This is a genomic window from Mesonia aestuariivivens (assembly GCF_019311235.1).
In the GTDB taxonomy this organism is placed as follows: Bacteria; Bacteroidota; Bacteroidia; order Flavobacteriales; family Flavobacteriaceae; genus Mesonia; species Mesonia aestuariivivens.
Genome location: NZ_JAHWDF010000013.1, coordinates 11,834 through 28,190, shown reverse-complemented (window position 1 = coordinate 28,190; position 16,357 = coordinate 11,834). Strand labels below are relative to the sequence as shown.

Annotated in this window: 10 protein-coding genes; 8 read left to right on the top strand and 2 right to left on the bottom strand. The window is 33.1% G+C overall.

Translation table 11 applies throughout. From position 1 onward, the window contains the following. Positions 1-115 precede the first annotated feature (115 nt). From KW502_RS11835 to KW502_RS11815, 6 genes are all read left to right on the top strand, one after another. Positions 116-3,043, top strand: a complete 2,928-nt coding sequence (locus KW502_RS11835) for a SusC/RagA family TonB-linked outer membrane protein (protein ID WP_219040769.1) — start codon at positions 116-118, stop codon at positions 3,041-3,043. Positions 3,044-3,046: 3 nt separating this feature from the next. Next, positions 3,047-4,669 (top strand): RagB/SusD family nutrient uptake outer membrane protein, encoded by a 1,623-nt coding sequence (locus KW502_RS11830; protein ID WP_219040768.1) that lies wholly within the window; start codon positions 3,047-3,049, stop codon positions 4,667-4,669. 21 nt (positions 4,670-4,690) lie between these two features. Then, entirely contained in the window at positions 4,691-5,716 is a 1,026-nt protein-coding gene (locus KW502_RS11825) for a SusE domain-containing protein (protein ID WP_219040767.1), read from the top strand. A gap of 170 nt (positions 5,717-5,886) precedes the next feature. Beyond that, positions 5,887-6,456 carry a fimbrial biogenesis chaperone gene (locus KW502_RS15415; RefSeq protein ID WP_255554221.1) on the top strand — a complete coding sequence of 190 codons (570 nt, stop codon included), beginning with the start codon at positions 5,887-5,889 and terminating at the stop codon, positions 6,454-6,456. After that, positions 6,410-8,689 carry an alpha-amylase family glycosyl hydrolase gene (locus KW502_RS11820; RefSeq protein ID WP_255554220.1) on the top strand — a complete coding sequence of 760 codons (2,280 nt, stop codon included), beginning with the start codon at positions 6,410-6,412 and terminating at the stop codon, positions 8,687-8,689. Before KW502_RS15415 ends, KW502_RS11820 begins: the two co-directional genes overlap by 47 nt. A gap of 73 nt (positions 8,690-8,762) precedes the next feature. Beyond that, positions 8,763-10,118: an alpha-amylase gene (locus KW502_RS11815; RefSeq protein WP_219040766.1), complete on the top strand. Its 1,356-nt coding sequence runs from the start codon at positions 8,763-8,765 to the stop codon at positions 10,116-10,118. A gap of 72 nt (positions 10,119-10,190) precedes the next feature. Here KW502_RS11815 and KW502_RS11810 read toward each other — a convergent pair whose 3' ends face one another. Beyond that, on the bottom strand, positions 10,191-12,029 hold the full coding sequence (locus KW502_RS11810) for a DUF885 domain-containing protein (protein ID WP_219040765.1): 1,839 nt from the start codon (positions 12,027-12,029) through the stop codon (positions 10,191-10,193). 6 nt (positions 12,030-12,035) lie between these two features. Next, positions 12,036-13,892, bottom strand: a complete 1,857-nt coding sequence (locus KW502_RS11805) for a CocE/NonD family hydrolase (RefSeq protein ID WP_219040764.1) — start codon at positions 13,890-13,892, stop codon at positions 12,036-12,038. A 180-nt stretch (positions 13,893-14,072) separates the two neighbouring features. Between KW502_RS11805 and KW502_RS11800 the strand changes: the two genes are divergently transcribed. Both KW502_RS11800 and KW502_RS11795 read left to right on the top strand, forming a co-directional pair. Continuing rightward, positions 14,073-14,660, top strand: a complete 588-nt coding sequence (locus KW502_RS11800) for a penicillin-binding protein activator LpoB (protein ID WP_219040763.1) — start codon at positions 14,073-14,075, stop codon at positions 14,658-14,660. A gap of 12 nt (positions 14,661-14,672) precedes the next feature. Beyond that, positions 14,673-16,160, top strand: a complete 1,488-nt coding sequence (locus KW502_RS11795; RefSeq protein ID WP_219040762.1) for a COG3014 family protein — start codon at positions 14,673-14,675, stop codon at positions 16,158-16,160. Positions 16,161-16,357 lie beyond the last annotated feature (197 nt).

The window sequence follows — 16,357 nt, the reverse complement described above, 5'->3', positions numbered from 1 at the left end:
TTGGTGTTTATTAAATTTCACTCCCTAGTTATCACATTAAATTTACATATTTTTAACATTGGAAAATGAAAATATAAGTTACAAACACAAATTTAAAACTATTATTCAATAATCTATGAGAACATTATACAAAGGGTTACTTTTATTACTATTTGCTGTTCCTGCAAACGTTTTAGCTCAGGATTCAGTTAGTGGTACTGTAACTGAAACTACTGGAATGCCTATTCCTGGTGTAAATATTATTATTAAAAACACCAATAAAGGTGCTGTAACAGATTTTGATGGGAATTATACAATTGAAAAGCTTCAAAAAAATGATACGCTTGTTTATTCCTATATTGGCTTTTCTACAAAAGAAATCGTTTTCGTAAATCAAGAAGTAATCGATGTTTCTCTAGAAACAGATTCATCAACTCTTGACGAAGTTGTTGTTGTCGGTTATGGATCTGCAGCTAAAAAAGATTTAACTGGAGCAGTTAATCAAATTACCACTGAAGATTTTAATAAAGGCCAAATGAATACCGCTAGCCAATTAATTACAGGTAAAGTTGCTGGTGTAAATGTAACCTCTGGAGGAGGTGCTCCAGGAGAAGGGAGCAGCATTACTATTAGAGGTTTGGGGTCTTTAAGCTTACAAAATAGTCCGCTATATGTAATTGATGGTCTTCCTATTTCAAACGATGCTGTGGGAGGTTCTAGAAATCCATTAGACTTTATTAACCCTAACGATATTGAAAGTATGACCGTGTTAAAAGACGCTTCTGCTACAGCTATCTATGGGTCTAGAGCTGCTAATGGTGTGATTATAATTACTACCAAAAAAGGAAAAGGTTTAGATTTTAAGTTTAATTATTCAACCGCTACCACTTTATATTCTCCATCTAATTATGTAGATGTTTTAAATGGAGATCAGTTTAGAACTTTAGTAAATGAAGTAGGAAATGAAGATGCTATATCTAGACTTGGATCTGCTAATACTAACTGGCAAGATTTAATATATAGAGACGCATTTGGGAAAGAACACAATTTTAGTACTACTGGAAATATTGGTGGTTTTATGCCCGTGAGAGCTTCTTTAGGTTACACAGATCAAGACGGTATATTACAAAATGATAATTTTACAAGAACAACGGGGTCGTTAAACTTAAAACCTAGTTTTTTTGAAGGTCATCTAAAGGTAGAATTAAACGGAAGAGGTATGTATACAGAAAATACTTTTGGCAATCGTGATGCTATTGGTAGCGCTGTAGACTTTGATCCTACACAAGCTGTCTATGCCCCTTCTTCTCCATACTCAAGATACTATACTTGGCTAACTTATAGCGAATCAGAAGATCGATATTCTCAATACAATTTAGCACCTACCAACCCAGTAGCTTTATTACAGGAAAAAGATGATACTGCTGAAGTAAGAAGATTTATTGGAAATGCTAAAGTTGATTATAAATTACATTTTTTTCCTGCTATCACAGCTACTATTAATGTTGGTTTAGATAAAACAAATAGCCACGGAAGAACATTTGTATCACAAGATATGCCATCATCCCAATTAGACTGGAATGGCTCTAACTCTAATTTCATTAATAGATCTACCAATAAACTTTTTGATTCTTATTTAACGTATACTAAAGATATTGAAGAGCACTCAATCACAGCAGTAGCGGGTTATTCTTATCAAAGTTTTGAAAATGATAATTATAGCTATGATAGTGAAGCTAAGAAAGAAGGAAACGAATATGAATTTATAGATAAATGGAAAAGTGTGTTGCTTTCTTACTTTGGTCGTTTAAACTATAATTTTGATGATCGTTATTTAGTAACGGCTTCTTTAAGAGCAGATGCTTCTTCTAAATTGAACCCAGATGATCAGTGGGGGTATTTCCCTTCAGCTGCTTTAGCTTGGAATATTAATAATGAAGATTTTTTTAAATCAGAAACCATTGATCAACTTAAATTAAGAGTTGGTTATGGTCAAATTGGTAACGTAAATGGGCTTACCGATTATAATTTCTTAACTCGCTATCAAAGAAGTAGAACTAACGCTAATTATCAATTTGGAAATACATTTTACCAAACTTATAGACCAGAGGGTATTAATGAGAATTTAAAATGGGAAATTGGTAAAACTTTAAATGTAGGCTTAGATTATGCACTATTTAATAATAGAATTTCCGGATCGGTTAACGCATATTTAAATAAAACAGAAGACTTAATTAGCTTCGTTACTGTATCACCGTTCACAAACTTCGCAAGTTCTATAAATAAGAATATTGGAGATATGGAAAACAAAGGAATAGAGTTTGAATTAAATTTAATTCCTATACAAACAGAGAATTTCACTTGGAGGGTAGGCTATAACGTTGCTTTTAACGATAATGAAATTACTAATTTACCAAGTGACATACCTGTGGGTGGTATTTCTGGAGGTACTGGTAACAATATTCAATTGCATAGAGAAGGAGAGTCTCCTTTTAGTTACTATGTCTATGAGCAAATCTATGATGAAGCCGGTAAACCAATTGAAGGAGCTTATGTTGATAGAAACGCCGATGGTGTAATTAATGATGATGATAAATATTTAGATGAAAATCCATACCCAGACATTACTATGGGTCTTAACACTAACCTTAACTATAAAAATTGGGATTTAGCAATTGTTTCTAGAGCGAGTTTAGGTAATTATAACTATAGTAATATGGCTTCTGCAAAATCATATCAAATCAAAGCTACAGAAAATGGTATTTTAAGTAACCTTCATGCAGATACTTTCAATTCAGGTTTTCAGAATATTACCAATACTAACCTAAAAAGTGACTACTATGTACAAGATGCTTCTTTCTTTAAATTAGACAATATCACTTTAGGTTATACTATCTCTAAAATTTTTAGTGAAGACAGTAACTTAAGAGTTTATGGTTCAGCTCAAAATATAGTAACTATTACAGATTATGATGGTCTTGATCCTGAAATTAACCAAGGTATAGATAATAACTTCTACCCTAGACCAAGATTATATACAATTGGATTTAACTTAAACTTTTAAAAAATGAAAATGAACTATATCAATAAACTAATATTAATTATACCGGCATTATTACTTATTTCATGCCACGATGATTTAGATCAAAAACCAATAGATCCAGATAGTTTTACAGAAACTGATGTTTTTGTAAATGCTACAGAAGCAAAAGGAGCGTTAGCCAAACTTTATGCTAGTTTAGCACTTACTGGACAACAGGGAGCTACAGGGCAACCCGATATAACAGGCATAGATGAAGGTACTTCTCAATATTCTAGAATGTTATTTAATTTAAATGAGTTAACTACAGATAATGCAGTAGTAGGATGGGGAGATCCTGGATTACCTAATCTTCATGCTCTAAGTTGGGGAGCTTCAAATGATTTTATAACAGCTATGTATTTTCGTTTAGGTCAAGAAGTTTCATTTTGTAACTCATTTATAGAAAATTCACAATCATTAACTGATGCTGAAGTTGAATTTTATATAGCAGAGGCTAGATTTTTAAGAGCTTTCACCTATTATAACCTAATTGATTTTTATGCAAATGTTCCACTTTCAACAAAAGTTTCTACTTCGCTTCCAGAACAAAGTACAAGAACAGAGTTGTTTAATTTTGTAGAAAGTGAACTTCTAGAAATTCAAGAAAGATTAAAAGAAAGCGGCACTAATGAATATGGCCGTGTAGATCGTGTAGCTGCTTGGGCATTGTTATCAAAATTATATCTCAACGCAGAAGTATGGACTGGAGAAAATCGTTATACCGATGCTGTAACGTATGCCAAAAAAACTATTAATTCAACCTATTCCATACATACTACAGATGCTAATGGTAACGGAAATGCTTATGATGATTTATTCTTAGCAGATAACGATGCAAACGGAGCGCAAGAAGAATTTATTTTTACCCTAAATTTTGATGGAAATAGTTCCAGAACCTACGGAGGAACTTCTTTTTTAATTCACGCTGCGATTGGTGGTTCTATGGACCCTTCTTTATATGGTATTAATGGCGGATGGGAAGGTTTAAGAACAACCAAGGCATTGGTTAATAAATTTGATTATGCTATAAGCAATTCAGAAAATGGAGATCCTATTGCTTGGGAAGATAATCGAGCTATGTTTTATACTCAAGATCAAAACTTAGAAATCAACACCATAGCTAATACATTTTCTGACGGTTATGCAGTTACCAAATTCACTAATATAGATTCTAATGGTGATGCCGGTAGTGATCAAGGTGGTGATTTTGCAGATACAGATTTACCCATAATTAGATTAGCAGAAATCTATCTAAATTATGCTGAAGCGGTATTAAGAGGAGGATCTGGCGGCGATCTACAAACGGCTACAGCTTACATCAACGAATTAAGAGAAAGAGCTTTTGGTGGTTCATCTAACGGAAATATAAGTAGTAGCGATTTAACATTAGATTTTATTATCGATGAAAGAGCCAGAGAACTCTACTGGGAAGGTCAACGAAGAACAGACTTAATAAGATACCAACTATTTACCACCAATACCTATCTATGGCCTTTTAAAGGAGATATTCAAAGTGGTACAGGCGTAGAAGCTTATAAAACTATTTTCCCTATCCCAAGTAATATCATTTTAACTAATGAAAACCTTACACAAAACACAGGTTATTAATTAACCAAAAAATTGAAGATCATGAAAAATTTTTATATCTATTTATTAATTAGCTGTCTGGGTTTTGTTTCTTGCTCAGATGATGATATTACAATTATCGATACTCAAGCAGAAAGTTTTGGTATTACAACTCCATCAGAAGATACATCTTTAATTTTATTACAAGAAAACGCTGAAGATGAGGCTCTAAATCTAGAATGGGAAGAAGCAAATTTTAAGGTAAACACTCCAATTAATTATCAAGTAGAACTCTCTACTGAATCAAATAACTTTTCAGAAGTTATTAAATTAGCAGAAGAACTAAAGAATACATCATTTCAATTAACTACAAGTGATTTTAACACTAAGCTAGCTGAAGTTGGTTTAGCACAAAACACTACAGAGACAATCTTAATTAGAATAAAATCTTATTTAGGAAGCTCTAATACAAATGCTGTTAAATTCTCTACTCCTGTTAGGTTAACAGTAACTACTTATGAACCATTTATAGACTTAAGTACTACTTGGGGAATCGTAGGTTCTGCTGCACCTAATGGTTGGGATGGTCCAGATGCTTCTTTTTGGAAAACCAATCAAAATGGTGTAGACAATCAAGAATACGTAGCCTATACAACATTAACAGACGGAGAAATTAAATTTAGAGAAAATAATGATTGGGCTAATAACTACGGAGGTAGTGATGGTCAATTAGTTGCTGGTGGAGATAATATTGCAGTTTCTGCAGGCACTTACAAGATTAATATTAATTTAAATGAATTAACCTATAACTTAGAAGAATATTCTTGGGGTATTGTAGGTTCTGCAACTCCAAACGGTTGGGATGGTCCAGATATTCAATTAAAATATGATGGTGTTAATAAAGTCTGGAGAGTTGAAAACATTAACCTTACAGATGGTGAAATTAAATTTAGATTTAACAATACTTGGGGTGGCGATTTTGGTGGCACAAATGGTGAACTTATTGAAGGTGGAGATAATATTACTGTTTCTGCGGGCACTTACACCATTATTGTAGACTTTAATAACAATACCTATTCTATTGAATAATTTCAAGTTAAGGCAAATAAATTAATACCCTTAACTATTTTATAAAACCCTGAATACACAAAATTGTTCTCATACAGTTATTCCTGCGTATTCAGGGTTTTTTACATTAAAAAACTTCTCATTATACTATCGATGAGGTAAACCAATAGCTAAACTTAAATACCTTTATTATGAAAAAATTCTTCATATTTGTTTTCATACTATTTTCTAATCTCTGCATTGCACAGCAACAAAATGTAAATTTTACAATTAATCCAACTCATTTCAACCCAGATGATCAAGTAACCCTTACTGTTACTAACATCGATTTATCCCAATGGGGCGTTTCAGATTTATACCTGTGGACTTGGTTTTACGATCTAAACGACCAAAATACACAAGACTCTCCAACTAACGGAACTTGGGGAAACTCTAACGATGCCCAGAAATTTACCGACAATGGTGACGGGACTTACTCATTCACGTTTATTCCACAAGATCTATATGGCAATTCTAACATCGGAAGTATAGGAATGTTAGCCAAAGCTAAAGATGGTTCAGGAGATAAGAAAACACAAGACCATATTACTGAAGTTGGTATTTTTCAATTCAATCTAAATAGTCCAACCAATAATGTGAGTATTTTAAATAGCGGAAGTACATTAACAATAGATGCTTCAACAGCAGTAAATGCTAATTTTGAGTTATTTGCAAATGGTACAAGTATACACACAAAACAATCAGCAATTGTATACCTATAATTATACACTAAATCAAGATACTAATTTTGAATTAATTGCCACAGACCCTTCTACATCGACTACCTTAACAGCAACTTTTCAAGCAATTATTACTCCAACCCCAACTCAAATTGCCATTCCTGCCGGGATGGAAGATGGGATAAATTTCAACCCTAATACTCCCAATACAGCAACTTTAGTATTATACGCTCCCAATAAAGATTTTGTACATGTGATAGGAAACTTTAATAATTGGAATATCGATAACGATTATTTAATGAATTACGATCCTGCTCAAGAAAAATATTGGATTACTATAAATAATTTAAACCAAACTGAAGACGATATTTTATTTCAATATTTAATCGATGCGCAAATTAATGTTGCAGACCCCTACTCTACTTTAATTTTATCTCCTTATGACGATACTTTTATAACAGACGATACTTTTGCTAATATTCCGTCATATCCAACAGGAATGACTACCGAAGCTATTTCTTGGATTAGAAAAAGTGCTCCATCATATATTTGGCAAAACACCAGTTTTACACCACCAGCAAAAGAAGATTTGATAATTTATGAATTACTAATTCGTGATTTTGATGATGTTCAAAACTTCAATGCAGTAAAAAACAAATTAGATTATCTTGAAAACCTAGGGATTAATGCTATCGAGTTGATGCCTGTTTCAGAATTTGATGGAAACTTAAGTTGGGGTTATAATCCTTCTTTTCATATGGCTTTAGATAAATATTATGGAAGCCCAGAAATGTTTAAAGAATTTATAGATGAATGTCATGCACGTGGTATCGCGGTAATTTTAGATGTAGTTTATAATCACGCCACAGGACAAAGTCCGCTTTACAGAATGTATAACAATTGCGATGGTTGTACTTCAGGTATAGTTGCTGCAGATAGCCCCTATTTTAATGTATCAGCTACTCATAGTTATGATGTATTTAATGATTTTAACCATCAATCTATAGCTACCCAAAACTACGTAAATAAAACTGCCAAATATTGGATTGAAGAATTTCATATTGATGGTTACCGTTGGGATTTAACTAAAGGTTTCACTCAAAATTGTAATGGTGATGAGGCATGTACCAATAGTTATCAAGCAGATCGTGTGCAAGTTTTAAAAGACTACGCCGATGTACAATGGGCTGTAGACTCAGATTTCATCATTATTTTTGAACATTTAGGAAATGGTACTTCTAGAAATGAAGAAATTGAATGGGCAAACTACCGTTTAGATGAAGGCAAAGGTATTATGTTCTGGAACATACAAAACTCTCCATATAACGAAGCCACCATGGGGTGGAACGCTAACTCAAATTTTGCAGACATTTCTTATGAAAATATCGGGCTTTCAACACCAAGAAACGTAGGCTTTATGGAAAGTCATGACGAAGAGCGTTTAATGTTTAAAAACTTAACTTACGGAAATGCCAATGGTTCTTACGATGCTACCAATCTTTCTACTGCTTTAGATCGTATGGAAACTGCTGGTGCTTTTTTCTTTACCGTTCCAGGTCCTAAAATGATCTGGCAGTTTGGAGAATTAGGCTATGACACTAGTATTTTTACTTGTACAGATGGTACCATTCCTAACGACGAAAGTTGTAAACTTTCTGAAAAACCAAGCGGTTGGAATTTTTTAAACGAAATAGATCGTACCGATTTATATGATGCCTATGCACAAATGATTGCCATAAAAAAAGCACATGAAATCTTTGCAACCGGAAGTATTGAAATGAGTGTTAACAATAATAACGGACTAAAATCCATTCACTTAGAAAATTCTAATGCTACTGGAAACGAAATTAAATATGTAACAATTACTGGTAATTTTGGAGTGACTACACAAACTATTAATCCAGAATTTCAAGAAACAGGAACTTGGTATAACTTAATGAATAATAATACTTACCAAGTGACTGATGTGAACGCTACTATTTCATTAGCTCCAGGTGAATATTTTATTTACGGTAATGAAGAAGCTAATTTAAATAATGAGATATTAAAAACTTCCAACCTTATTCTCTACCCTAACCCAACTAGCGAAAACATTTATTTATCTGAACAAGTAGAAAAAATAAAAATTTATGATCTTACTGGAAAGCAAATTCTGATAAAAAAGAACATTCGTCCTAACCAAGCGATTAATGTCTCACGTTTAACTCAAGGAATATATCTTCTTCAATTAGAACAAAACGGAAATAGAGTTCAAAAGAGATTAATAGTAAACTAAGTGCTAATGTTAATCAATAAAAAAGCTTCTCCCTTAATTTACTCTAATTTTTAGCTTTTAAAACTAAATTATTATGAACAAATTTTTATTAATAGGACTGCTTGTTGTTTATGTAAGTTGTAGTACTAATGCTTTTGAAAATTCATCAGTAAAAGAAAAAAATCAATCCCAAGCAACAGATTTATCATTGACTATAAACACAGGTTCTAAAGTTATGATGCAAGCTTTTTATTGGGATGTTCCTGCTGGCGGTACTTGGTGGAATACCATATCTACTAAATTAGAGTACTGGAGTAATGCCGGGATTGATGCTATTTGGTTACCACCTATATCGAAAGCTCAAAATGGTCCTTTTTCTATGAGTTATGACCCCTTCGATTATTTTGATTTTGGAGACTATGATCAAATGGGATCTACCGAGACCAGATTTGGAGCGAGACAAGAATTAGAATCCCTCATAAAAAATGCACATAACCATAATGTAGCTGTTATTGCTGATATTGTGATTAATCATAATAGTGGTGGCGATTTAGAAAGCAATATTTATACAGGTACAGATACTTATACAGATTTTAATCCCGCTTCAGGATTATTTCAGCGCTCTTCAACAGACTTTCATCCTAATGATAACCACTCTAACGATTCGGGTGTATTTGGTGGTTATCCAGATTTATGTCACGATAAAAGTTACGTACAAGATTGGTTATGGAAACAGCCTTATTCTGTCGCTAAGTATTATAAAAACACCTTAGGAGTTGATGGGTGGCGTTTCGATTATGTAAAAGGTTATAAACCTTGGGTAGTCAATGCCTGGATAGATGAAGTTAGTGGGTTTGCTGTTGGAGAATACTGGGATGCTAATGTAAACCTATTAGAGAACTGGACTCATAAAGCACAAGCTTCCGCTTTTGATTTTGCATGTTATTATAAAATGAAAGATGCTTTTGATGGAAATGATCTTACATATTTACAGGACGACATGTTATGGAAAAGAAATCCGATGCGAGCAGTAACTTTTGTGAGTAATCACGATACCAACGAAATTTTAGCTGGCAAAATACTTGCCTATGCTTACATTTTAACTCACGAAGGTTATCCTTGTATATTCTATCAAGATTATGAAGAATGGTTAGACAAAGATAAATTGAATAATTTAATATGGATACATAACAAAAAAGCTAGCGGGACGACCGATATTCTACATGTAGATCAAGATGAATATATTGCTCGAAGAAATGGTTCTCCAGGTTTAATAGTTTACCTTAACAATAGTAATAATTGGAAAGAACGTTGGGTCCAAACCAATTGGAACGGAACCCTAATCAAAGATTATACAGGAAATTCTAATTGGGAGCCATATACACAACCTAATGGTTGGATTAAAGTTCAAGCTCCTCCAAATTCTTATAGTATTTGGTCTCCTAAATAAAATTTATAATTTATAAAAAAAGAGAAGCTTATTATAATAAGCTTCTCTTTTTTATTTGTAATACTCAAAAAATTAAAAAGTATCAGCTTTCTTACGTTCGATATAATCTTCTATTAAAGTTTCTAATATATTTAAAGGTAATACACCATTGGTTAAAACAACTTCATGAAATTCTCGAATATCAAAATCTTCTCCTAAAGCTTTTTTAGCTTTAGCTCGTAAATTTAAAATTTTAATCATCCCGATTTTGTAAGAAGTGGCCTGTCCAGGCAATACAATATGCCTATCTACCATTTTAATACAATCACTTTCGGCATTTGGTGTATTGTCTTTATAGTATTGAATAGCTCGCTCTCGTGTCCATTTTTTAGCATGAATGCCCGTATCTACTACTAAACGGCAAGCTCTCCATAATTCTGCAGTTAACCGACCAAAATCTGAATAAGGGTCTTTATAGTATCCTATTTCTTTAGGTAAAAGCTCACTATACAACCCCCAACCTTCAATATAGGCTCCATAAAATAAATGTTTTCTAAACTCAGGAATACTATCTAATTCTTGGGCAATCGCAATTTGCATATGATGCCCAGGAATCCCCTCGTGATAAGCTAAAGCTTCCATTTGATATTTAGAAGCGGCTTTCATATCATATAAATTCACATAATAAGTACCTGGTCGAGAACCGTCTAGTGCTGGTCGTTGATAAAATGCTAAGCCCGTACTTTTCTCTCGAAATGCTTCTACGGGTTTTACCACCAATTTAGCGGTAGGTTTTGTAATAAAAAGTTCATCTAAATGAGAACGCATCTCATCAATAATTGATGTTGCTTTATTCAAATAAGCAGCTTTTCCTTCTTCATTTTGTTCGTAGTAAAACTGGGGATTTTCTTGCATAAATTTAAAAAAATCTTTTAAAGATCCTTTAAAATTAACCTGCTGCATAATCGCTTTCATTTCGTTATGAATGCGAGCGACTTCTTCTAACCCAATAGCATGTATTTTGTCTGCTGAATAGTTGGTCGTGGTATATCGATTTAAGCGATTTTGATAGTATTCTTTTCCTTTAGGAAACTTCCAAACTCCATGATCTGAAGTAGCTCGTTGATCTTCATCTTCTAAGGTGTTGATTAAATTTTGGTAAGCAGGTTTTACCTTTTCAAGCAAGACTAATTTTGCTTGAACTAATAATTCTTGCTTTCTTTTTTTAGGAATTGATAATTCTTCAATTTTATCTGAAAAATCTTGCAACAAGACGCTATTTTCTTTAGAATTACTAAAAGGTTTTCCAGTAATTACATTTTTAGCATCTTCTAAGACTTTCGTAAATACAAATTTTGGAGGTAAAATTCCGTTTTTCTCTCGTATTTGCATCGTATTAATCACATCTTCAAAAACTTTTTTTAATCCGTTTAATCTTTCAATATAAGCAATGGCATCAATTACAGAATCTACTTGGTGCTGATTAATAAGAAAAGCTGGCAAACTTGTATGGTAACCTCCCATCTGATTAATTGGGTAGTTATAAAATCTATACTGATAATCATCTATTTGATGCTGGAGTTCTCCTTTCATCAATTGATAGCTTAGTTGATCTGCAGCTGAAAGCGCATTGGTATTAATACTATCATTCATGTAAGCTAACCTTATTTTTGCTTTTTCTAAATCTTTAGGGTATTTAGTGTGTGAAAAATCATCCCATTTTCCATAATTAGTTTTTAAGCCTATTTGCGTTTGCATCATAGGAGAATCTGCTAAATCTTCTTCGTAGGTCTTTTTAAAAAATGTATGTAGCTGTTCGGCTTCTTGTTCTATTTCAGCTTTATTCATTTCACTTTTCTTAGGCTTATCTTTACAAGAAAGAAGAAGCCCAAAAACAGCTAAAATCAATATATCTTTCAACTTTAATTTCATCTAGTTTTATTTTTCTAACATCATAAATTCTATAGAAGAATCACCATAAACAGTATGTGTTTGCTTTTTATAATCTGTTTTTTCAGCTTCAAATATATTGGGCACAAAAGTTTGTGGATTTAAATTGATTAAAGGGAACCAAGTACTCTGCACCTGAATTTGAATTTTATGTCCTTTTTTAAAGGTATGATAAATGCCTTGTAATGTAAAATCGATAGCTGTTTTCTGATTAGGAATACTAGCTTCAGCTTTCTCAAAACTATTTCTAAATCTTGCTGGTAAAACTTCACTTCTCACCATCATGTGGTAATTAGACATTTTTAAATGATCTTGTACTTCTTCGGTATCTTGAGCATCTGCAGGATAAACATCGATCACTTTCACCACCCAATCGGCATCGGTTCCGGTGGTGGCAACATTTAATTTCGCTTCAATTTCTCCTGCCATCGTCATATCGTTTTCTAAAACTTCTGTTTCATAAACCAATACATCGGGTCTTCTTGCTGCAAAACGTTGATCGTCGGTCATGTATTTTCTAGGGGTAAATACAATTTTTATATCTTCTGAATACGGAACCGGTTTCTGAGGATCACTTATAAATTTATTTTCGTAAGCTTTATTAGGTAACGATTTTAGCTGTTGATGATCGCCTAAGTAATAAGTTTTCTTTTTTACTGCCTTCGGTGGCCATGCCTCAAAAGAAGTCCACTCGTGGCTTCCGGTATCAAACATCATCGCTTCTGATAATGGTGAATTCTTAGGTTTTCCTTCTTCTTTCAAAAAATAATTAAAGAACTTGGTCTCCACATCACGCTGATAATTTTCTGAAATATCGTCTCCAAAATAAACATTTCCTACCGCTTGACGTTTTTTACTTCCTGCCCAGTCTCCGTGACTCCAAGGCCCATAGACTATGGTATTGTAATTATTGCTATTTTCTTCAATAGCTTTGTAGCTCTGGAATGGACCGTATAAATCTTCAGCATCAAAAAAACCACCTACATACATCACGGCTGTTTTAATATTCGTTTCTTTTAAATGCTGAATGAGTCCGCGGTCTTGCCAAAACTTATCGTAACTAGGATGATCACTCAACTGATCCCAGAAAAAATTATCGAGATAGTATTCATCTAATTGGTTAATTGGTGTATGATCTAAAAAAAATTGGTATTGATCTTTACTAGGAAGTTTAGGAAAAGTATACCAAGACTCTGTGGTTGGTGCTTGGGTTTGATTTCCAAATAAGGCGGTTGCCATAAAGTAACTCAATAAATAAGCGCCATTATGATGAAAATCATCGAAAAAGAAATCAGAAATACTAGCTTGTGGTGAAGCTGCTTTTAAGGCAGGATGTCCCGATAATAACGAATAAGAAGTGTAAAAACCAGGATAAGAAATTCCCCAAGTACCTACATTACCGTTATTGTTTTCGACATTATTAATTAACCATTCGATGGTATCGTAAGTATCGCTGGCTTCGTCGATCTCTTTTCCTTTTTTATTTGGTATATAAGGTCGCATATTATCGTAATCGCCTTCACTCATCCAACGTCCACGAACATCTTGGTAAACGATAATATTACCTTCTTTCATTAAAAATTGATTAGGACCTATTTTAGAGCGAAACTCTTCTTTACCGTAAGGTTTAGAACTATATGGTGTTCTCTGCATTAATATAGGATATTTTTTCGAGGTGTCTTTTGGTGAGTATATGGTCGTATGTAATTTAATACCGTCACGCATTTCTATATCTACCGCTTGCTTGGTATAATGTTCTTTAACTTTATAATCGCTTTGCGCAACAATTTGAAGTGAAAAAAATGTGATTATTAGTAGGATTAAATTTTTTAAGTGGATGTTCATTCAATTTATTTTTAAAAATCGCTTAAATATAGTACAAATTCAATTCAGAAAAAATCTTCAGAATTACCAATAAATCAATAAAAAACTATATATCAACTATTTAAAAATAAATTTTAGTCCTTAATTTTTATAAAATATTAATTACTTTAGAAGTGTTTAAATCATTAATCAAAAAATACTATGAAAAAACATTTTTCACTTTACGCTATTCTATTTTTAATTTCTATTACTGTAATAAGTTGTGGTCAAAAAGTTACTCGTGTGAGTGAAGATACCGTAACCGATCTTAGTGGTAGATGGAACGATACCGATTCTCGATTAACTGCGGAAGAAATCACTAGCGAAATGATGGCTCACCCTTGGCATAATTCTTTTATCTCGCAAAATGGCGGTGAAGCTCCCGTACTTATTGTTGGCATGATTACTAATAAATCTCACGAACATATCGCTACAGAAACCTTTTCAAAAGATATTGAAAAAGCCATTATCAATAGTAGTAAAATGCGTCTAGTACAAGCCGGACCTATGCGTGAAGAGATTAGAGCGGAACGTGCAGACCAACAAAACTATTCTTCTGCTTCAAGTATGAAAAAATTTGGATTAGAGCAGGGAGCAGATTTTATGCTGCAAGGAACTGTTAATTCAATTGTAGATCAATACAAAAAAGACAAAGCTATTTATTACCAAGTAGATTTAGAGTTAACCAATTTAGAAACCAACGAGAAAGTTTGGATTGGTGATAAAAAAATTAAAAAGCTGGTTAACTAAGTAAATTCATTTATGCCTATACCAACCAAATTTTGGTTAAAAAGTATTTCCGTAGGAGTTTTTGTATGCTTACTAAATTCTTGCGGAATTACTTATAATGATCGCTCTCTTGAATTTCAGAATGAAGTTTACCATAGAAATTTCACTAAAGCCGTCACCTTAATAGAAGACAATAAATTTCTTTCTAAAAAAAGAAACCACCTGCTCTACCTCATGGAAAAAGGTAAAGTAGAACATATGAATGGTAAATTTAAAGAAAGTAATCAGCTCTTCGAGCAGGCCTATGTTTTAATCGATGATAATATTAAAACAAATGCTGGTCAAGCGATTGCCGCAAAACTCACCAATCCCATGGCGGCACCTTACAAAGGTGAAGATTTTGAGAAGGTGATGATTCATTATTATATGGCGCTCAATTATTTTCAATTGGGAATGCCTAACGAAGCTTTAGTTGAAGCTAAACGTATAAATATTAAGCTGCAACAACTTAACCAAAAATACAAAAAGAATAAAAATAAATACACTGAAGACGCTTTTGCACAAATCTTACAAGGACTTTTATATGAAGCTACTGGTGATGTTAACAATGCATTTATTGCTTACCGAAATGCCGAAGAACTGTATGCGGCAAATAACAATTCATATTATGGAGTTTCATTACCGCTTCAACTGCAAAAAGACCTCGTAAGAACTTCTAAACAATTAGGGTTTACGCAAGAATACAAATCTTATACAAAGCAATTTAATTTAACGGATGCTGATATTCAACCTCATCCTGCAGAAGCTATTATTTTCTGGGAAAATGGTTTAGGGCCGGCAAAAGATCAAACGCAAATCACGGCTGTTGACGGAGCTTTTATTGCTGTAGACGATCCAGATTTCCCTATTTTTATTCCTATTCCACCAGGGACAAATTTGGGTATTACATCTATTGCTATTCCTAAATACGTTCAGCGCGAAAGCTTTTACAAAGGCGCGCATATAACATTTAACAATCAGCAAAAATCTTTTGAATTGGTAGAAGATTTTTATCCTATTGCCAGACAAACCCTTCACGATAGAATGTTGCGTGAAGCTGTAGATATTGCTTTAAGAGTTGGAGCTAAAAAGGCAACGAGTGCAGGTTTGGGAGCAATTGCCAAACAATTATTGGGTGATGATGCCGAAGAACTTATAAAAGCAAGTGCAGATATTGCAGGTGCTGCTACCGAAAAAGCTGATACTCGAAACTGGCAAACGTTACCAGCCACTATTAGCTATGTCAGGGTTCCTCTTAAAGAACAAACTAAAAATACGTTTATTATTGAAAAATATGGAAATGCTACCGATAGAGATACCATTAGTATTCCGTATAAAAAAGGCTTGCAACTGCAAAGTTATTATGATGTAGGAAGAGCTACCTCTAATTATGTTAAGCCTCAATTTAAGATTCAACAAGATGAACTAGAAAAGAAAGCTTCTTCATCAAAAGATTCTATTTCTACACTAAACGACAAGTAACTATTAAAATAATATTACGTGATTTTACAAGGTCTAGCGTCGTATTATTTTTAGGTTTTTTAGCATATTCTTCCAATAATAATAAGATTCCGCAGCAATGGTAATCTACCAAATGTGATCATAAAATACGATACAGAATTGATTCAATACATAAAAAAGGAAAGTGGTATTGTTGAAAACTTCACTTGAAGAGTGCT